The 23,121-nt window shown below is 64.8% G+C and carries 1 protein-coding gene (only partly in view); it reads right to left on the reverse strand.

Features of this window, described 5'->3' with window-relative positions:
• Positions 1 to 23,121 carry the 3' portion of a putative Ig domain-containing protein gene (locus tag WG907_RS14610; RefSeq protein ID WP_340233916.1) on the reverse strand. Its footprint extends 14,040 nt past the window's final position, so 23,121 of the gene's 37,161 nt are visible here — the last part of the coding sequence; the start codon falls outside the window, past its right edge; the stop codon is at positions 1 to 3.

Here is a 23,121-nt window from a genome sequence, read left to right on the forward strand (position 1 = left end):
TCACTCGCATTCCTCTAATTCGCCTAGGTCGTCGTCGCGCTTGCGCGCGTTGCGGGCCTTTTCCGCGATCTTGTCTGGCTTGAGCGTCGCCAGCGCGATCGGCAGGAACAGCGGAGCCAGATCCGCCCCCTTGCCTACGCTGCCGCCCAGCAGATTGGCAAGCCAGCCAGCTTCCTTTGCCGCCAGTTCCGTGGTCGGGCGCGGCCCGTTCAGCATCGCGGGATGCGCGCCCAGATCGACCTTCGCCGAGGGCCGCTGTTGCTGTGGAGACGCCGGTGCCTCGCCGGCACGGACCTTGGCCTTATGCGTTTGCGGACGGTCTGATGAGCCATGCCCCGACTTGCCCGCTTCCGGCCTGGCCTGTGCGGCCTCGCCGGCCGGCTTGCCGATGTGCGTTTCGGTCATGCGAATATCGTTCGCCCAGCGCGCCACCGCAGCGGGCAGGCCGTAGGTGATCGGGTCGAACGGTGCGGGCGGCGCGCTGACCGACGGCGGGATCGGCAAGGGCCTGGCCGGCCGGTTCGTGATATCGGGCAGATAGGAGTCGGCGAACGGCCGATAGTCACGCAGATCCGCAATCAGCGCCGCCGGCGCGCCGGGCCAGGCCGGGAAGGTCTTGGCGCCCCTCAGATAGGCCGTCGTAATGGTCCGCAGGTCGCGAATGTCCACATCGCCATCGCCATCGGCATCATTATGGAAGCCGACCAGTTGCAGCGCTTCATCATAGCCGCCCGAAGGCGGGACGCCGGCATTGACCGATTCGACGCGGACTTCGAGTATCTCGCTCGATCCATAGGGCGCGGTGGTGGGAACGGTTGCGACGAGGCTGGCGATCCACGCTGCGCCGAGCGGGATGGCGGTGTCGCTCGCAATGGTCACGCGCACCGCTGCCTTGCCGCCCGTGGCCGGCAGCAGGGTATAGGTCAATCCGGCATCGGCAGGCAGATCGCTGCCCGGAGTGACGCCGCTGACGGTCAGCAGCGCTGGATCGTAGGTCACTGTAAAGGCGAGGGTTTTAACGCCTCCGTCGCTCGCGAAGCTGATCTTGAGGCCTTGCTTATCCACCAGCGGCACATCGACCTTCTCGCCCGGCCCGCGCATGAAGTCGGGCAGAAGCGCGGTCGCCGGCAGCGGGTTGGCATAGCGGATCGTAGCGAGGTAATCGCCTCCCGCGAGGCCATCGGCATCCCCGTCGAGCAACGCTCGGTCCTGGCTGAGGAAACCAAAATCCTTGAGCCTCAGCGTGTAATCGTCGTAACGTAGCGCCTTGCCGTCGATCCGGGCGAGGACGAAGCCCTGACCGTCGACGTCGAGCGTCACCTTGCCCAGCACCGGACCGAAATCGGCTCCGGCCAGATCGATCGGCTCGGTCGAGGGAACGCCGCCCTGAATGAGGCCGGACAGGCGCACATGCAGCGAACCATCGGCGATCGTCGCCTGCTTCACGGTCAGCGGCACCGCCGCGCGCGCGGTGACGACGATAGCGAAGCTCTGGTCCGCCCAAAGACCGCCCGAATCCGTTACCCGCACCGTCACCGGCTCGGTCGCCGCAACGGTTCCGGCCGTCCAGCTGAACGTCCCCGCCGCCGAAACGCTTGCGCCGGCAGGGCCGCTGACCAGCGAATAGACGAGGCGGTCGGCGGGATCTTCCGCGTCGCTGCCGGTGAGCTGGACGATCACCACTTGCCCGGTGCCGGTGGCGCGATCCGCGATCGGTGCCAGAACCGGCGGCGTGTTGACCGCCGTTGCCGTGACGAGGATGACGAAGCTGCGATCGGCGAAGAGGCCGCCTGTGTCGGTGACGCGCACCGTGACCGGCTCGGTCGCCGCACTGGCTCCCGCCGTCCAGCTGAACGTGCCGTCGGCGGAGACGCTCGCGCCGGCAGGGCCGCTCACCAGCGAGTAGACGAGACTGGCGGCGGAATCTTCCGCGTCGCTGCCGCTGAGCGTCACCGTTACGGGCTGCCCGGTAGTGACGGTACGATCCGCGATCGGTGCCAGGACCGGCGATGTGTTGACCGCCGGAGCCGTGACGACGATGACGAAGCTGCGATCGGCGAAGAGACCGCCGGTGTCGGTTATGCGCACCGTGACCGGCTCGGTCGCCGCAACGGCGCCCGCTGTCCAGCTGAACGTCCCCGCCGCCGAAACGCTTGCGCCGGCGGGGCCGCTGACCAGTGAATAGACGAGACTGGCGGCGGGATCTTCCGTGTCGTTGCCGGTGAGCGCTACCGTTACCGGCTGCCCGATGGTGACAGTACGATCCGCGATCGGCGCCAGAACCGGCGGCGCGTTGACCGCCGTTGCCGTGACGAGGATGGTGAAGCTGCGATCCACGAAGAGGCCGCCTGTGTCGGTGACGCGCACCGTGACTGGCTCGGTCGCCGCGCTGGCTCCCGCTGTCCAGCTGAACGTGCCGTCGGCGGAGACGCTCGCGCCGGCAGGGCCGCTCACCAGCGAGTAGACGAGACTGGCAGCAGGATCTTCTGCGTCGTTGCCCGAAAGCGCTACCGTTACTGGCTGCCCGGTAGTGACGGTACGATCCGCGATCGGTGCCAGGACCGGCGATGTGTTGACCGCCGAAGCCGTGACGACGATGGCGAAGCTGCGATCGGCGAAGAGGCCGCCGGTATCGGTAACGCGCACCGTGACTGCCTCGGTCGCGGCATTGGCCCCGGCAGTCCAGTTGAACATTCCGTCGGCGGAGACGGTCGCGCCTGCAGGACCGCTTATCAGACTGTAGGTCAACTGGCTCGGGGCATCCTCGCTATCTGCGCCCAGCAACGTCAACGCGATCGCGCCGCCGGTTACGACCTGCTGGTCGGCGATCTGCGACAATATCGGCGGATTATTGACGCCAATGGCACCAACCATGATCGCAAAGCTGATTTCATCAGCGCCGCCGCGCGGATCGACCACCCGAACCGTTACGGTTTGCACGCTTCCCGCGCCGCTGGCGGTCCAGGTGAAGCGCCCGTCGCTCGCGACTATAGCGCCTGAAGGTCCGCTTACGAGCGAGTAAACCAGGCTGGCGGCATCGTCGTCGGGATCCGTGGCGACGAGCGCGAAATCGATCCCGACGCCCTCCAGCACGGCCCGATCGGGAACGGGCGCAAAGGTCGGAGCGAGGTTCGCAACCGGACTGACCGTGATGATGAAGCTCTGTTCGGACGTCGCCCCCGCCGCGTCGGCGACGCGCACGGTGACGAGCTGATCCCCGCTGCCCGCGGCGGTCCAGACGAAGGTGCCGGACGGCGAAACCGTCGCCCCGGCCGGACCCGTAACGAGCGAATAGGTCAGCGTCGCCGGCGCGTCATCGATATCGGTGGCTGACAGCGTGACCGCAACGGGGGTGCCGGCGGACGCCGAGCGGTTGGCGACAGGCGCGAGTGCAGGCGCGTCATTGACCGGGTTGACCGTGAGGCTGAAGCTGGCCGTACTGGACGAGGCGGTGCCATCGCTTACGGTGAAGGTAAAGCTGTCGGTGCCGAAATAATCCGCGGCCGGGGTGTAGGTCCACAGGCCACCCGCCACCGCAGGTGCGGTCAGGGTGCCGTGCAGCGCCGTGCCGACGATGGCAGCGGTCAGCGGGTCGCCGTTCAGATCCTGGCCGAGCGCGGCGAGATCGATCGCCAGCATGCCGTCTTCGTCGACGGACGCCGCGCCATTGCGCGCCGTGGGCGGCACATTGGCAATGGCGCCGAACGATATGTCATCAATGATCACGCGGCTATCCAGCGCTCCGGCCCCGATCAGGTCGAACGAGAGCAGCGCCCCATTGGCGGGAATGGAGCCTGCCAGTGGCACACTCACGGTCGCCACTGTGCTGCCCGGCTTGCCGGTGACGGTCACCCCCGACGCCAGATAGAGCGAGCCATTGGCCTGAAGGTTGAGGAAAGCGTCGGACAGGGACAGGCCCTCAAGCGCGCCGAGCAAGGACTTGCCCGTCACCGGATCGAGCAGTGCGACCTCGAACGCGTCCGGCGGCAGGCCGGCGCTCGCGCCCAGCGAGGCGGAGCGGATCTTGAAGCTGATCTCGGTCGCCCCGGCGGGAATCTGGAAGGCCTGGCGGATCGCGGACAGGAAGCGCGAATCCTCCGCGAGCACGCCGGCGCCGCCGGTCACGCTCGCGCCGCCCACGGCTGACCAGCCGGAGCCGTCGGCAAAATCGCCGTTGGTGAACGCAGCGGTCGCGGGCGCGCCGCCGACGAGCGAGGCGAAGGCCGGTGCGACCGAGGTGGACAATGGCGGCGCGGCAAGCACGATCGTGGGTATGGCCGGCGTCGCGGGCGTCGTCCCCGATGGCGCGGCGACCACGCTGGCGAGATCGCCGGCGCTCGGCAGGCGTCGTTCGCCCCGAACGAAGCTTGCCGTCATCAGCGTCGTCGGCGCGGAAGTGGCGGGATGCAGATCCGCAAGGCCCAGGCCATGGCCGAGTTCATGCAGCAGCACGCTGGCCAAATCGACCTTGCCGGCGGCCGGGCCACCCTGAGTGGCGTCGAAAATCCAGCCGGTGGACGTGCTGACGAATTCGGCATTGTCGCCCGGTGTGGTGTCGACGAACCAGCCAGCGCCCGCCGCGTCGGCATCGAGCGTGAGTATGCCATTGTCGAACACGGCCAGCGCGCCGTCGGCGAGATTGCCGACCTGGATGGTGACCCCGGCGAGCGTCTCCGCTGCGCCGCCGACGAGGCCCGTATTGACCCAGCTTTGCTTGGCCCACTGGAACAACGGCGTCGCATCGTCGATCGTGATCTGCGGCTGCGGCAGATCGACCAGGCCCATATCGTCCAGCGTCAGCGGGCTGCCCGAAACGAGCTTCTTGAACGCCACCTTGTCGAGGAAGAAGATCTGGCTGATCGCAGACGCCACACCTTCGCCCGGATCGTCCGGGCCGAAAATGGTCTGGCCGGCGCGGGAGACGCGCATTTCGGTCCGCCGCGACAGATCATAGGCTTCGAGATTGCTGCCCGGAATCTTGATCGGATCCTGCTCGCCGAAGGTCAGCGGATCGAGAACGCGTGCGGGATCATCACCATGGTCGATCAGATATTGGCGGATATAATGGGTTACGACGGTCGCGCGGTCGAGCCCGAGCTGGTCGTTATAGTCGGGGTCGCCGACGGTGTCGGCATAGCCTGCGATCTGCACGATGACGCCGGCATGACGGAACACCCAGTCCGCCTGCGCTTCGAGCGCATTTTTTTCCGCGATGTCGAGGCTGGCGTAGGTCCGCTTGTCGAATCCGAAATGCACCGCATTGTCGATCGGCGGATTGCGCCAGGTTGTTTGGTAATCATACACGCTTTCAGCGTTGATCTGCTCGAAGCTGATAGTGACGATCTTGCCGCGCATGACCGGGGGCACGTCGACCGTATAGCTCGTCTTCTCCATGAAGCCGGGCTTCAGCTCGAATGTCTTGACCTCGTCGGGAATGCCCGCGTCGACCGCCGACATCGTTACCTTCAGGGCCACGTTGGGGGTGATCAGCCATGGCGAGAAGGTGTCGAACGTCAGGAAGTTGGCGTCCGTCGGGACATAGAGCCGGTTGTGCGTCATCGTCGAAAAATCGACGACCTTGGCCAGCACATGGTCGAGATAATCGCTGAACAGGGGAAGCAGCGGATCGTCGGGATTGCGTTCCTGCGCGGCACTGAGCATGCCGCGCATCATTGCGCTCATCGCCTTTTCGCCGCCCATGATCAGCGCATAGTCCGACCCGCCGCCGAATATCTTGTCCATCAGCGCGTTGACGGTCGCCTTCATCAGTTCGACGAGGCCGTCGAGCTGACGTTTGGTGGGATCGTTAAGCTTGCCGAACGCGTCCTGGAATCCCTGCTCGCCCGTCCAAACCTTGGCGTCGACCGCAATCTTTATCCAATTGTCGAGCTTGGCGAGGAAATCCCTTGCCTGCTTGTATTTTTTGGCAGCGTCGCTGTTGGGTCCGAAATCGGCGAACCATTTGCTATATTCGGGCGTACCGGCTTTCGGCGCCTTGGGGATTCCCAGTTTCTGGGCGAGGATGGACTTGGAGATATAGTCCATGATCTTCTCGCCGAAGACGTCCATGAACTTGCCGAACGCATCCTTGAACGCCGTCGTCGGGTCGGTCTGCATCAGCATCAGGCCCGAAATGTCCAGTTCTCCGGTCGAAAAACCGAACAGTTGGCCGATGTCGAGGCTGAAGCCCGATCCGCCATGGAACGACCAGCCGGGAATCTCATAGGATGCGGGAAAGCGGCCGCGATTGGATTCGGCGAAGGCACCGCCGGTGGCGTTGGTGCCGCTGACGATGAAATTCCAGATCGACTGGCGCGTGCCCTGTTCGAAATCGCCGTTGAATATCGTCGGCACCGCGCCGCCGGCCTTGGTCTCTTCGGTATTGTCATAGGTCACGGGAACGCGGGTCGTCACATCGGGCCGGAAGATCGCGCCGCCGCCGGCCGGGCTGTAATACCAGCCGATGCCTTCGCCTTCCCAAACCGACCGGGCGGTGCCCGTGAACGGCGTGTTCGATGCCTTGCGGTCGGTGACCTGGCTCGGCACGACGCTGTACCAGGGGATTTTGCCGAAATCTTCGGTCGGGAATACGAGCGAGATCGTGCCGCGGCCCTCGTCGGTGATGCGGCGGTAGACGGGATAGCCCGCAAAGTTGGAATCGCTGAGATCGATCGTGCCGGCATACCATTGCCACACGCGGCTGTGCGGGCCGCCGACGCCGAAATTCTGACCCAGAATGTTGAGGTCGTCCTGAGTGAAGCCCGACAGCCCGTTCAGCTTGAAGTCGATTTCCGCGCTGTTCTTGGTCGCAAAGGGGCTTTCGGTCGAAGCGGTGATGTCGTTGACCAGTGAGCGGCCATTTGGCGTCACGGTGAAGATGCGCTGCTTGATATATTCGCCCAGCGGCAGATCGGGCGCGTCCATGCGCGCCAGCGTCTGATAATAATTGTCGGCGAACTTCACATTTTCCCAGACCATGACGTCCGGGTCCTTGAAGTTGGAGAAGGGCGCGGGATCGAGTTCGATGCCGAGCACATCCGCGAGTTTCAGCAGCTTGGGCATGCCCGCCGCGATCCGCGCCATCACCGCGTTGAGGCCGGGAATGCCGGCAGTCAGCGCCGCCGCGCCCGTCGCCAGTGCGGGCAGGATGATGTTGAGCGGGATGTTTAACGTTTCCTGCGTCATGTCGTGCGGATCCAGCGTCGTCATCTGGATGCCCGACGTGCCGCCGGCGCTGGGGAAATAGGTGCCGAGCCGCTGGATCATTTCCGAATTGACGACCGTGCCGCGGCTGTGGCCGATGAAGTGGAGCGGCGACCCGAAAATTTTGCCCCCGGTCTGCGCGTTGAGCCTGACCAGTGAAGCGAACATCGCATCGGCCGCCGCTTCGGAGAAGCCGCTGTCGGTGATGTCCGATTCCTTGTTCCAGTCGCTGATCAGGACGACCCCCTTGCCGTCATTGCCCGCCAGCGCGTCGGCGTTGACCTTGCGGGTCGCGCGATCGACCCAGTTCCCGGTCTCCTTGTCATAATGCAGCACCACGCCGCCGCCGCTGGCGAGCGTGATGAGGTCGGCCATGGTCGAGAAGGGCCCACCATCCGGCTCGAACGGATCGTCGCCGAAGGACAGTCCGAACTGGAAGCCATGGGTCAGGATGGTGACGCCGTTAAACGGCGCGTCGGCCTTTTTCGCCGGAACCTTGAAAGCGGCGGATTCGCGCACGCCCTTGCCGAGCAGTTCGACGCCCCAATAATATTCCTGGCCGGCCGTCAGCACCTTGGCGTAATTCTGGTCGAATGTGACCCGCCATGACTTGCCGTCGGTGTCGCCGGTCTTCTTCCATGTGCCATCGGCATTGACGAAATATTCGCCGGGCGCCCATTCGGGCGAGGTGTAGAAGCGGTTCGGATTATTGTCGCCCGCCGCCAGCACGGCCTTGCTCGGGTCGGCGTCGAAGAAGCCGCGCGTCACCGGGCGGTCGTTGGGCCACAGGCCGCGCGCGGGCGGCAGGGCGCTCACGACCAGCTTAGTCTTGAGCGCGCCTTGCACCAGGCTGCCGTCGACCTTCCATTCGAAGGTCAGGTTGGTCGTCGCGCTGTTGAACAGGTCGACTTCGGACACTGGCGATACGAGATTGAGGACGCTGACGTCCTGAACGGCGAGTCCGCGACCGTTGCGGGTCACATCGACCGGCGTTTCATAGATATCGCGGCCATATTTGACATGATCGATCGGGATGGTGCGCGCTTCGGGGACGAAATCGAGTTTCTTGATCTCGTTGACGTCGAGGATGACGATGTTCCCGGCGCCGCGATAGTTGGCGTAAAGCTTGGTGCCCGATGCATCCATGCGCAATTCTTCGAGGAAGCCCATGGGAATGGGCGTGGTCGATCCGATAATCTCCGGCTTTCCGAACGGGTCACGGATGATCATGACCTTCGCGCCCATGACGTGAAGATCCTCGACCTCGAACGCGGTTTCGGGGTCCCGGAAGCGATAGAGCGCGGGTGCGCCCCAGTCGGCGACGAACATATATTGCCGGTCGGGCGTGACGACGATGCCCGATGCATTGTTGATGTCGAGATCGAACAGCTGGCCCGGCGTCTGGCGCAGATAGCGGGTGATCGAGAAACCGAAGCCGAAGTCGATCGGCACGACGCGGACGCCGATCGGGCCCTTGTTTAGATCGGTGGAGATGATTTTGACCGATGCGGCAAAGCCGATGGCCGTGTTGTTCGTCACCTTTATGTAGCGCGCGCCGTCATTCCTCTCGCCGCGCGCGGCATAGATCATGATATCCGGGTCGGTCGTCGACTGGATTTCATAGACTTCGATTCCGCCATCGACCGATCCGATGACCTGATGCCACCGGTTGACATTGACCTTGCCCGACTCTGGAATATCCTTGTCGTCGACGTTGATCACGCGGATCACGCTCGCATCGCGGCCATTATTGACCCATGCGTTGGAACCGAACATTTCGGTGACCGTCACGCCGACATAGAGCCGCGTGCCGTCCACATTGACGGCCATCGTGTTGACGTGGCCGTAGTTCGTCCCGCTCTTCGTGATCGAGACGTCGATCACATGCTGGGAATCGTTCAGCACCTTGAGATAATTGGGCAGGCCCGGATCGATGTTGATCATATAGACCTTGCCGAGCCCGCCGGCATAGAGCCACTTGCCGTTGGGATCGACCGAGAGCGTCGTGACGCCGCCGGGAATCCTGATCTTGTCGATCGTCGCCGCGCTGGTCGGATCGATATCATATTGCTGCAACGACAGCGTATCGATCACCGCGATGCCGTCGCTCGTCGCGACGAAGGCGGCGCCCAGATCGCCGGTAACGACGATTTCGGTGACCGGCGCGCCCAGATCGATCCGGCCGATATATTTATCGTCCTGCCCGACCTCGTCCTGCCGTGCGGTATCGATGATCTGCACGCCGTTGCGATCGCCGACGAACGCATAGGCGGCCTTGTTGTCGATCTCGACCGCGTCGCTGCGCTGATATTGGGTGGATGCCGTGGCCTTGCCGTCCGGCCCCGGCTTCGAGCCGAGCGTGGGCCGTTCGATGAAAATCTGGGTGCGGCCGAGGATGACGTTCTTGGGCACGTCGAACACCACCGTGGCGTCGGCGGCGGTGCCCGATTTGGTGAGCTTCGTGTCGGTCAGGATGATTTCGTCGGTGCCATATTGCAGCACGACGCGAATATCGTCGAGGCTGTCGCCAAGGCTGGACGGATCGGGATCGGGCGTGATGAACCCGGTGCCCTTGAGCGTGATCCGCGATTGACCGTTGACGAATTGCTGGTCGGCAAGCGTAACTTGCGGTCCGGTGTCCGTCGGATCGGTGTGCAGCGGCAGGTCCGCCACGATCGTGGTTTCCAGCTGGCCGGGCGTGGGCGGCGGCACCTGGAACACCGTCATGTCGATGTCCTTGGTCGCCCATTTGCGATAGAGCTGCACATTGGCGAGGCTGTAGAGCTGGGGCAGAACCAGCATACCGGCCATCGCGCCGACCATGCCGATCGCCACGACCGCGCCGGCAAGCCCGCCCACCGCCGCCACACCGATTGCAGGAATGAAAGCGGCGGCGACCGCTGCGGCATAGCCGATGTCGATCCGCAAATTGGGCAGGGGGGTCGCAACGCGCGCGATCAGGATATTGCCGTTGCGGCTCAGGCCCGGGAAGGGCGGCGATTTGACCCGCGCCATGCCGTCCGCGTCGATCGTGCCGGAATCGATCACGGTCCACACCCGCATGTCCGATCCGTCAGGGCCGACAGGCAGGACGAGGTCGGTGAAGAACCATACCTGATCCCCCGGCTGTCCGACATCGCCTGCCGGCACCGCGACCTGCACCACATCGTTGAACGTGGCCGCGCCTACGTCGAGATTGAAGGCGCCGAGGAACTGGAAGATGTCCTCGCTGGGCATGACGATCGGCAATTCGTCCCTGGTCAGCGAATTGATCGTGACCGTGGCGTCGCCCGAAAGCGCGCCGGGACCAAAGGCGATGGTGACGCCTTCCGCATTCTGGACGATGCCGCCCTTGCTGCTGTCGACCGAAACATTGTCGCCCACGATCGCGGGCGCGACCGTGACCTGAATCTGATCTTCGCCCCAGCGGTTGATGACGGTGACCGACGTCACGCCCGCGCCGACGCCACGCAGCAGGCCGTTCTCGTCGACGGTGACGACAGCGCTGTTCGACGAGACATAGGTCGTGCCCGCCGCCGCGCCATTGGCGAAGAACTGGCGGTTGGGGTCCATCGAGGTGATGATCTGCCGGGTGCCGCCGTTGGGCAGCAGCGTCACGGAATCGGGATAGGCATCGATATTATAGATCGACGTCATCAGGTCGCTGCCGGTCTTGGGCAGGCCGACGGTGACGGTGGTGGCCGCCGCGATCGCGCCACGGCTGACCTTGAGATAGGTCGGGCCGTCCTTGAGCGCGAGGATCGTGCCGTCGCCGCCAAGCGACACGATACCCGTATTGCCGACGCTGGCGGTGACATAGGAATAAGGCAAAAGGACATTGGCTTCATCGGCAAACGTGCCGATCAGCCCGACCTTGAGGTCCAGTCCGGCCTGCGAGAAGCTGGGATTGCGCACGTCGAAATCGATTGCGGTGAGCGGTGCATCGGAGATCGCGATATCGATAGTTGCGGTCGCCGAGGTGCCAAAGCCGTCGTCGGCCGAGATGCGCACGCTGGCAGGGGCAGTGCTGCCGGCCGCCGGTGAGAAGACCAGTCCGCGCCCATCGGCCGTCAGCTCGGCGGTTCCGCCGGTGACCGAAACGATGCGATAATAGAGCCTGTCGCCGTCCGGGTCGGTCGCGACCGTGGACAGGTTGAGATAGGTCGGCAGATCGACATGGGTCCTGGGCGTGGGCAGGCTGGTGGCCAGCACCGGCGCGACATTGGCGCGGAATCCGTAATTTGCGGCGATGATCTGGGTGTCGGTGGCGTTGGTGATGCCGTCGCCATTCACGTCGCTTCCAGCACCAGCAGCGATAACGAGCGCACTGTCGAGGCCGTTCACCTGACTGTCGGCGTTGATGTCGCCGGCGATTCCCAGTTCGAGCGTGTAGGCGCCACTGCCCGTCAGGCGCAGTTCCTGGAGGCCAGCGGCATCGGCAGCGAACAGCGTGACGCGCTTGCCGTCGACGATGCGGCTGCCAAGTTGCGGCAGCCCCGTAATTTCGGGCGTCACCGAGCCGGTGGTGACCACGCGCAGGAGCACGCGACCCGCCGCGGGGCCGGCCATTTCGCTATCACGCAGGGTGAAGACATAGCTTGCCGGTGAGCCGCCGGTCAGCGTCCCATTGACGGGATGGCCGGTGAAGCTGGCGGCGGTCGCAAGGTCGGCGACGATCGGCGAGGAACTGACCGAACCGTCGGCCGCATAGGCGATGCGCTTGCCAGACCCTGCCGAAGGCACTTCCAGCGTCAGCCTGCCATCGGCATAGCCATAGCGCGCGCCATCGCCGCTCGCGAGGTTGCGGACCGACGCGAGCGCACCATCGGCGTCATATTCATATGAGAGCGAAATGCCGTTCGGGCCGGTGACCTGCCCGATCTTTCCGGCCGCGTTCCGCAGGAACACCAGCGCTTCGCCGCCGATCCCGGTTACGCCGCTGTCGCTGACCAGCAGTTTGCCCGCCGCCGACTGGATGGCGACGGTGCCACGCACGCTGTCCATCGCGTAGGTCGTGCCGTCGGGTGCGACCAGCGCATAGTCCATATCGCCATAGAGCGCGGACCCTGGATTATAGGCGGCCCCGGTCGCGACATCGTAGAATAGCGCGCCGACCTGACGAAGCTGGCTGTTGGCGGAGTAGAGCTTGAAGCCGTGCGTGCCATCGGCGATCCAGGCCGGACGGTAGAAGGTGGTCGAGCCGATCACTTCCTCGACCGGCTTGAAGGTGAAGCCCGCCCGTTCGCCGGTGGGCAGGGTCAGATAGAGCCGGCTGCCGACTTCGAAACCGGGCAGGGCGCCGCTCGCGCCGGCCCCGCCGCTCACGCTGGTTTCGATGGCGGGATCGAGGCCAAGGAAGGTCCAGTCGCCGGTGACGCTGTCATAGGCGCGGGTCAGGGCGAAGGGTACGCCCCCCAGCGTGGTGGCGATGTCGGTGCGCTGGGTGGTGTAGCGGCCAAGCTTGTCGGCCCCGGTGCGCACTTCGATCCGCGCGGTGGCGACACTGGTCCGGCCTGATATGTCACGCGCCGTCAGCCGCAACTGGTAGAAGCCATCCGCAAGGGCGCGGCCATCGAGGGTCGCAAGCGACTCGCTGACCGACGTTTCGCCATTGGCGATGTCGGTCAGGGTGCCGTCGGCCGCGATGAGTTCGAGCTTCCACGAGTCGAGATTGGCGTCGGCGACCTGCACGCGCACCGGCAGCGCGCCCAGAGCGACCGCGCCGTCGATCTGGTCGAGGAAAGCGACCAGCGGCGCGCTCTTGTCGAGCGGGTCGCGGACCTTGAGCTGCTGGGTGATGGTCTTTGCGCCGCCATCGGCGTCGGTCGCGGTGGCGGTGAGGACATATTTGCCCGGCGCGCCGGCGACGACAACGGCGCGGCCGTTGGCGTCGAGCGGCAAATCCTGTCCGTTGAGCGTGACCTTGAGCGAGGTGATGTCCGACAGGCTGTCGGCGATCGCGTGAACGAGGACATTCTGGCCCGGAAGCGCGGGGAAACTGGGTGTCAGTTCAAGGCGAAGCGTCGGCGCCTGCGGTTCGAGCAACGCGCGAAGCACCACGGTGCGGCGGGTTTTGGCGTGGCCATCGGAGGCGATGAAGGTGACGGCATAGTCGCCGATCTGGCCCGGGCCGGGCGTCCAGACGAATTCGCCGGTGGCGACGTCGAGGGTCGCGCCTTCGGGCAGATTTTCGGCGGTAAAGGCCAGAGAATCCTCGGCGTCTGGATCGGCCGCCGCGATGACGAAACGCTTTTCCTCGCCGATGAGGAAGGCGTGATAGCCTTCGCTGATCGTCGGTGCGCGATTGACGTTGGCGACGCGGATCAGGACGTCGAGCGTGGCTTCCGCGCCGTTGGCATCGACGACATGGAAGCGGATCGTATGATCGCCCGCCTGATCGAAACCGGGCGTCCACTGGATCTCGCCCGTCGCGGGCACGAACAGCGCGCCCGCCGGTAGGCCGCTAGCGACCGACAGCACCAGCGGGTCGGCATCGGCGTCGCCGGCGACCACGCGGAATATCACCGGCGTATTCTCGCGCGCCAGTTGCATCGCCATCGGGACGAACACCGGCGCCTGGTTAAGATTGCCGACGGTGATCGTGATCGTCTCGCCGCTCGTGGCGTTGCCGTCGCTGGCGGTGAAGGTGATGTTGTAGGTGCCGCTGGCGTTCAGCGCGGGGGTCCAGCGGAACGCGCCGCTGACCGGATCGAGCGTGGCGTCCGCGGGGGCGCCGGCCATCGTAAAGGTCAACGCGTCCGCATCGGGATCGGCGGCGCGCAGGTCGATCGCGAGCGGCGACCCTTCGACCACGGCCTTGTTGCCGACGAGCGCGAGCACCGGAGCGGCATTGGCCGCGCGGACGATGACCTTGAAGCTGCGCGCAATGCTGGCCGGGGTCGTTATCGCATTGCCGTTATCGGTCACGGTGACGCTGCCGTCATAGGTGCCGATGTCGCCCGCGCCGGGCGTCCAGGTGATCAGCGCCTGACCATAGACCGACGTGGGCGCGATGGTCGCGCCTGCGGGCAGACCGGCCAATGCGTAGACCAGCGCTTCCTGATCCATGTCGGATGCCTGCACCAGCAGCTGCATAGGCTGACCGACGACAGCGACCGTGTCGCCGATGAAGGAAAGTTCGGGCGTCTCGTTGGGATTGGTGACCTTGACCACGAACGTATAGGCGCCCGACAACGGCGCGCCCAGGCCGTCGCCATTGTCGGTGGCGGTCACGATCAGCGTATAGTCGCCGCGCCGGTGCGCGCCGGGCGCGAGGCGCAGCACGCCGGTGCCGTCGCCCTTGTCGACGAAGGTGACGAAGTCGGGCAGGGGGCGGAACGGGCTTTCGTTGCGGACTGCCAGGACCAGCGGATTGCCGTCGGCATCGAAGGCCTGAACCGGGATTTCGAGTATATTGCCTTCGGCCAGTTCGGCGTTGGCGATCGTGGCCACCTCCGGGCGACGATTCTGGTTGAACACGCGAATGGGCACGACGATCTCGGTGCTGAGCGGCGGCTCGCCGCCGTCGCCGACGTCGGTCGCTCGGAAGCGGACCGTGAAGTCGCCCGACTGGCTGTTCGACGGGGTCCAGCGGAACTGCTGCGTTTCGGGGTCGAACACCGCGCCTTCGGGCAGCGCGCCCACGACTTCGACCGTGACCGTCTTGGGCACGTCGGAACTGGGCGTCGTGACTCCGGCCGAATTGCGAATGGCGGGCTGATAATAAGGATTGTCGGGATCGAAGCCGAAGGCCGTAAATACTAGTTGCTGGCCTTCCAGCACCTGCCAGCCGTCGAGATTGTCGAACACCGGCGCGGCATTGGCTGCCGTCACGGTGATTTTCGAGGTGACGGTGACCGCCGTTTCGCCGTCGCTGACGGTGAACGGAATCTCGTAGACGCCGGCCTGAATATAGGTCGGAATCCATTCGAACTCGCCGCTGGTCGGGTTGAGCGTCGCGCCGAAGGGCAGCAGGTCGCTCGAATAGGTCAGCTCGCGATCGGTATCCGCAACGGCGTTGAGGCGGAAGCGGATGAAGTCGCCTTCGCGCGCGATCCGGTCGCCCGGTGGGATCAGTTGTGGCGGCTGGTTGCGCTCGCCGACCAGCATCGAGACGATGGTCTCCTTCTGGTTGACGCCGTCGGTGACGAGGAATCGCACATCATAGGTGCCCGCCGACTGATAGTCCGCCAGCCACGAGAAGCTTCGCGTTACCGGATCGAAAGCCGCGCCCGCCGGCAGGCCGTCGGCCCAATAGGTCAGCACATCCTGTTCGGGATCCGTGGCGCTCAGCTGGAATTCGAACAATTCGCCTTCGGACCCTTGCAGGCCGATCGGCAGCGCGCCGAACACCGGCGCCTTGTTTCCGCCGGCGATCGTCAGCGTGAAGCGCTGGAGGCTGACCGCGCCACGAGTGTCGAACGCTTCCACGACCACCGGAATTTCGGCGGGCGAACTGGCGGGCGGGACCCAGGTCAACAGGCCGCTGACCGGGTCGATCGCCATGCCTGCGGGTGCGGAGAGCAGCCCGAAGGAGATCGCCTGGCTTTCGGCATCGCTCGCCGTCACCTGATAGCGCAGTTCCGTACCCGAAGTCGCGGCGATGGGCGGCGTGCTCGTGAAGGTCGGCGCGGTATTGGGCAAGGTTCCGGCGACGATGCCGGTGACGAAGTTCAGGCGAAGGTTGCCGCCATTGACGATCGAGACCGTGCGGCCGGTCGTGCTTTCCCCCGGCTGCAACAGGCCACCGGGTGGCAAGGTGCCGGACAAGTCGATCAGCCAGCGCCCGTCGTCACTCTGTCCAGCACCCAGCGGGACGCCGGTGAAGCCGCCCAGCGGGTCGATCGTCAGCAAAGCGGGCAGGGTGATCGGCCCGTCGGTGCGGTTGGTGACGGTCACCGCGTAGGAGATCGATCCGGTCGAACGATCGAACCGCGTGTCGCTGAAGGTCAGATCGACCAGTTGCGAGATGTCGTCGAAGGCCTGGAACCCGGTTTGGTAGTTTGCACCGAGCCGCAGGCCGGTGACGCCGGTGACCAGCGCCGATACGGTCAGCGTATAGCTGTCGGGCAGGATATTGCCGTAGCTGATATAGGCGGTGCGGGTGGCCGCGTCGTAGGAAACCGCGCGCACGGTGACGTCGCCGACGATGGCACCGGCGAGCTTATAATAGTCCGGGTTGGTGACCGATCCGGCATCGGTAGCCGCGCCCACGAACATATCCTGGTCGAAGCTGACCGAGATGAAGGGCTGGGGCAGCGCGATCTGCGCGCCCTGCGGCGGATTCGTGGCGATCACGGCGGGCGCGGTGGCCGGCGCGATGACGTCGACCTGATTGCTCTGGCTCAGCAGGATGCGTCCGTCGCTGGTGGCCTGAACCACGTCGCCACGGCTGCCATTTTTGGCGATCGCGACTTTGCGCAGGGTCGCCAGATCGACCATCGTGAGTTCGCTGCCTTGAGCCGCTAGCCCGGTATCGGCCACGGTGCCGGCGGTATGCGAAACGAACAACAGGCCCTCAAGGCGTGTGCCTTTTTTGCCGAAGGTCAGCGAGTCCGCCGGCGCATCGAACACGAGCTTGGTCTCGGCCCGCGCCTTGTCGGTGAATTTCACGACCTGGAGGCGATCGGGCCACGTCACCGCCCATAATGCGCCGTCATTATCGAAGGCGAGGCTGCCGACGCGGAGATTTTCGTCGCGACTCCACTGGGTGAAGCTGCCCGTATCGGGATCGAAGATCGAAACGCCCGAATTGGTCGAAACGTAGATGCGATCGCTGTCGGGATCGACCGCCAGCGCGATCGTCACGCCGTCGCCATAGCGACCAAGCACCGCGCCCGAATCGGGGTCGAGCCGGAGTAGCGGCCCGCCGCCGGTGGTCGCCCAGAGCCGGCCTTCATGGTCGAACGCCATGTTGAATAGCGGATCGTCCAGCTCGGCGAACGGCGTCGCGGCAGCGCCGCCATTGGCGGTGAATTTCCATATCGTGCCGCGATTGACGCCGCCCGAAATGAGGAACCCGCCATCGGGCGTTTCGACGATGCCCATCGGCGCGATATCACCGTCGCTCGGCGTGATGCCGGTGGCAAAGGCGCGGCCGAAAAAGGGCTGCATGACCGTACCGAATTCGCTGGGGGAGCTGAGCGGTTCGGCCGCCGGCACCTTGTCTTCGGCGCGGGTGAACAGCGGGTTGGTCGATGGAATCGGCAGCGGTTCGGGCGGCTGGCCGAAATTGGGCGCGGTGGTGCCCGGCACGGTCGGCAACCCGCCGAGATTGACGCTGGACCCGTCATCGACGGCGTTGACGCCGGGTTTGGGCGCTTCGCGATTGCCCGCGACATCGGTCGAAAGCGCCAGGAACTCATAGGTCTTGCCGGCTTCGCCCTGGAAGATCAGCGTGCCGTTCGCTTGGGTGAGCTGACGTTGCCAGATTTTGAAGTCGCCGCCATTTTCCGCGACGTAGAGCGTCACATGCTTGACGCCCGAGCCATTGGCGTCGTCGACCGTGTGCCAGTCGACCTGGAAATCGTTGGTGGTGCCGATCCGGGTCGCCTTGATGGCGCTGCTGGCGGCCGAGCCATCGACCTGCTGGCTCAGCACGATCGTGTCTTCCGGCGCGAAGCCGGTCATCTGGACGCGCGCGGACGCGGAAATGCGCGTGCCCGTGGCGATGTCGGCGCCGGGCTTGACGGTATAGTTGACGAAGCCGGCGCCAGCGCCGGTTGCGCCATTGGGCGGCAACAGGCCGCGCGTGGCGTCTTCCAGCACTTCGCCGGTGATGGGGTCGATCGCCTGGATCAGCCAGCTCGCCCGTGCGGGCTGCTGGTAGAGGTCGAGCACCGCGCTCACTCGCAGGATGAAGCCGCGCGTCTGGACGAAGTCGAGTTCGGTCGAGAAATTGGAGCGGCCATCGGGCACGTCGATGGTGATGTCGCCGATCTTGATGTCGCCGAACGCGAAGCTCCGCGGATCGAGGTCGGGGTCGAGTTCGGTGACGATCTGCACTTCATTGACCGTGCGCGCCGCGCCGGTCGCATTTTCGAATCCGACGGAATAGGGCAGGGTCTCATCAGCAGGCAGCCATCCCTGGGTGTCGAGCGTCTGCGGCCCGGTGATCGAGGCGAGGCGGTTGACCTGGCCATCGGCGCGGAAGAAGCGGCTGAAGTCGAGCGCCGCGAACGGGTCGCCGTCGACCGGCTCGGGGCCATTGATCTGGAAGTCGGCCGGAAGGCCGGCACCGCGATCGCTAAAAGCGATCCAGGGCACGAAGATGCGGAACGCCTCGAAATGGGTGGGTGTCGACAGGCCCAGATCATATTGATCCAGTGTCGGCAGTTCGGGGACCGGGATTTCGCCTTCCTGGCAATCGCTTTCGCGGGGGTCCCAGAACTCGATCTCGGCCATCTTCGTGTCTTCATTGCCGTACAGGGCGCGAACCTGTTCGAAGAAGCCGAGAATATCGCCGTTCGATCGGATCTGCCCGCCGCCGGGGCCGAACAATATGCCCGACGCCAGCGTCGTCATCAGGCTGACGATATGCTGCTGCGTGCGGATCGGCGGTATCGCGCCTTCGGCACGCAGCAGGCCGGCCTGCTCCAGCCCGGCGAGGTAGAGATCGACCCAGTCCTTTTCGCTGGCAGCGAGCGCGAGCAGGGCAGGCGCCGCATCCTCATTTTCGAGGATCGCCTTGCGAAGATCCTTGGCGCGGGCGGTCTGGAAGGTGACGAATTCGGTCCGGGTCATCGTCGTCGCCGAGGCGAGGACGTGGAAGCGGAACGGGATGAACGGGATTTCGCAGTCGCTCGGGACCGCCTGATTCTCCCGATACAGCGCCGGGAAATCGAGCGCGTCGAGCAGTGGCCCGAGCGCCGGGTCGATCGCCGACGCCTCTGTCTTCACGCCCGCCCACCATTCGTCCAGCCCGCCTTCGCCCTCCGCCAGCAGCGGCGCGAGGGTTGGGAACGCCGCCGCCATCTGGTCGCGGAATTCGTCGAACGAGCGGTCGGCCATGGCCTTGAGGCCGGGATAGGTCACGACGTTGAAGGAGAATCCGGCAAAGCCGTTGGCTGGCTCGTCATAGAGGAATCCAGACGTCAGCAACTGGCCATTGGTGTTGGTGATCGATTCCATCCCCTGGAACGGCACCGCCGCATTGTCGCTGTTCGCCGCGCCTTCGGGCGTGCCCCGGACATTGGTCGAGAAATTGAGGAACGGCAGGCCATAGACATAGGGGTTGAGGTTGAGCTGCGGCACGCCGACCTGAAAATAGGTATAGGGCGAATCGAGGTTGGCGAGATTTTGCAACGCCACCGAATAGGTCGCCTGATCGCCCGCCAGGATCACGCGCGGGCCGCCGATGCCGATCGACACTTCGGGCTGGATTCCGCGTTCGATCAGGAAGCGATAGGGCTCGACCGTCTCGGTGCCGTCGGGGTTGATGATCTTGACGTCGTACAGGCCGTGCGGCGCATCGGTGAAGTCGAAAGTGGCGATGATCTTGCTGGAATCCACGACCTTCCAGTTCACCGGCTCATATTCGGCGATGTTGGGGCGCGATACCTTGACGATCGCGCCGGGCTGGAACTGCGCGCCGGTGATCGTGGTGGTGACGAACTTGCCGTCGCCGCCGGTGTCGGTCTTGATGTCGGTGATGACCAGCGGCAGCAGGTCGGCCGCGATGGTGACCGGGGTGCCATCCGACTGGCCCGCAAAGCCGCGCACGAGTATATAATAGACGCCAGGCTCGGTGCTGGGCACGATCGCGGTCAGCTCGGCGTTGAGCGGGCCGGTATAGGTGGCGTCGAACTGCGCCGACGTCGGGATCGCATCGTGGCGGATGAACACCTCGTTGATGCTGCGGTCGTCATCGGTGCGCACGCGCAGGCGCATCGTCTTGTCGGCCGGGACCTCGATCTTGTAGAGCCGTTCCTGACCGGGTTTGAGGTCCACGGTAAGCGGTATGCCGAGCGTCAGGCTGTCGACCGTGATCGACAATGCATTGGGCGACGCGGTACTGTTATTGCCCTCGCCAATATCTTCGTAGAGCTGGTTGCGCGCATCGGTGCGCACGATCACGCGATAGCTGCCTTCGGCCACGCCCGGCAGGGTCGCGGTGAGCGTGAGCGTGTAGGTGCCGTCCGGGTTGAGAACGCCACTGAAATTCTGGCGGCCGAGCAGCTTGTCCTCGATATCCCAGGTCGCATCCTTCGACAGATAGACCGCGTCGGTCCAGCTTCCGGCTGCGGCGATGTCGCTGGTGTTTTTGACGGTCCAGCTGATCGTGACCGGATCGCCCGACTTCCTGTTGTCCGGCACGACGATGTCGGTGACCTGAATGTCGGTCGGCGGCGGCAGGTCGATCACCATCGGGACGGTCGACACCAGCGTGTTGTCGCGCTCCAGCGTCTCGAACACCGCGCCGGTCGAATCATAGCGCGCCGGATCGGTGATCACGAAGACATAATAGGCTTCAGTGCCGAGGTCCGAAGGCACGGTGAAGTCCTGGGAAACCGAATAGGCGCTGTTGGCCGCCAGCCCGCCCTCATGGGTCAGGCTGCCGACATAGCGGTCGGTGGTCAGATCGAGGAACGGGTCGCGCGACAGATAGACCAGATCGTCCCAGCGCGATTGCAGCGCCGGCGTATCGCCGCCGCTGTTCGTAACCGTGTAGGACACCGTGAATTTCTGGCCGCGCACCGCGCGTTCTGGCGCTGCCAGCGTGGAGACCTGAAGGTTGGGGGCGACATAGGGGGTGAGGATGACCTCTTTGGCGGTGCTGTTATTGCCCTCGCCCTGAAATTCGCGCACCGATCCGCCGATCGAACCGTAAATGCCCTTTAGGCGCGGCGAGAGCGAACTGCTGCCCAGGTTCGTTTCTTCCAGCCTGGAATCGGCGAAGGCGATGACGTTGAACGTGCCCTTGAGTTCGAACGGCATGGTGACCGTCGCGGTCGCGTAATAGAAATCGCCGGGGTTCAGGATGCCGTGGTGCAGGCTTTCGGCGCGAATGACCACGCCCGGCGAGACTTCCCGCGACATCAGCCAGTCGCTGTCGTCGAGCGAAGCGTCGAGCGAGAGATAGACCCGGTCGGTCCAGTCGGATTCGCGCGTCGCGCGGGTGCCGGTATTTTCCACCTTGAACCGGATGTCGATCGTGCTACCCGCCGCCACGGTATCGGGCAGGACCAGTTCGGTCACTTTAAGGTCCGGCTCGCGGTACACGACCGGAAACTGCGCCTGCATCATATTGCCCTGCGGCAGTTCGAACGCATAGCGGGTGAAGAACTGGTCGCGCAGCACGTCATTGCCGCCCGCCCGCACGATGTCGGTCGGGAACAGGTCGTCACGCGCATTGGTGAAGACATAGACATAATATTGGCCTTCGACGCCCGGCGGCATCGTGAAGTCCAGCGTGCGGGTATAGCTCGCGCCGGCGGCCAGCGGGCCGGTCTGCGCGACGGTGCCGGCCACGAACGCGCGGTCGCGGATGAAGGTCGGATCTTTGGAAATCCACACCTGATCGGTCCAATATTGGGTGCCCGGCCAGGTCGCCGCGCCATCGTTGCGCACGGTGTAGGTGACGCTGGTCTGTTCGCCCGAATAGGCGACAGCGGCGGGCGCGGCCGGCACGACGCTCACCACGGTCAGGTCGGCGGGCGCATTGGTCACGCTGGTGGCGACGAACCCTTCATTGTCGAGCGGCTGCGTGTCGCCGAGCAGGGCCGTCGTGACGATGATATATTTGCCGGCGGCGGCGGGGTTGAGCTTGACCGTCTGGCTGTTGGTGTAGCTCTGGCCGGGATCGAGCGGCTTGAGATTGCCATATTCCCCCAGCAGGAACACATTTTTGGCCTGCGCTACGGTCGGCGCGTCGGCGAGGTAGACCCGGTCCGTCCAGCCATCGGCCGTACTGTTTCCCTGGGCGCTGACGGTCCAGCCGAAGGTGAAATCCTCGCCTGCACTGGCGAGCGGCGTCGCGGTGACGGCGTCGACCGAAATCGCCCTTGTCAGGACCTGCGGCGGCGTACCGACGATGTTGATCGCCCGGGCGCGGTAGTTGCTGGAATTGATCTCCCCTGGATCGTCCGGGTTCACATTGATGTCGAGCGAATCTTCGAGCAGCGTCGCATAGGGATCGACCCAGGGCATCAGATAATAGGTGCCCGACACCAGCCCGGTGGGCAGGGTGACGGTCGCTTCGCGATCATAGCCTGCGTCTTTTACAAGGATACCGGCATCATAGGTCAGCGACGACAGCAGGATGTCGCCCTGGCCCGGATGCGGCCGGTTCTTGTCCTTTGTCAGCCAGATCTGTTCGGCCCAGCGGCCCAGATCCGTGTTGCCAGATCCGCGATTGGTGACGGTGTAGCTGAGCGAAACCGTATTGCCTTCGAACGCCTGCGCCGGTGCGACGACATTATCGACGACCATGTCGGCGAACGGCACCGGCGTGACATAGAGCGGCTTGGCGAGCGTGTTGCTGGCCGTGCTGTCATTGGGCCATTCGTCGATCGCGTTGCCGACATCGGCGGCGACGATGACATAGACGGTGCCCCGAAATCGCAGCGGGATCTGGAAGGTCGCGGAATCGGTGCTGTATTCGCCCAGCGAATCGAGCGCGATCGGGTTTTCATGGGCGGAAACGAGGATATCGTCGCTGGTCAGCTTGTCGTCGAGCGAGAGCCAGACCTGATCGGTCCAGCTGCCGTTCGCCGCCACCGTGCCGAGATTGGCCACCTTGAACGTGACCGAGGCGGTGGCCCCCGCAGTAACCCCCGCCGGCGGCAGGATCACGTCGCTGACGCGCAGGTCGGGGCGGGGCTTGGCCGCCACGAGTATCGCCTGATCGTCGACCAGCCGGTTGTTGGTCTCGCCGTTCAGTTCATAGACCTTGTTGTCGAAGTCGGTGACGACGATGAC

The sequence above is a fragment of the Sphingobium fluminis genome (assembly GCF_037723805.1).
Classification (GTDB): Bacteria; Pseudomonadota; Alphaproteobacteria; order Sphingomonadales; family Sphingomonadaceae; genus Sphingobium.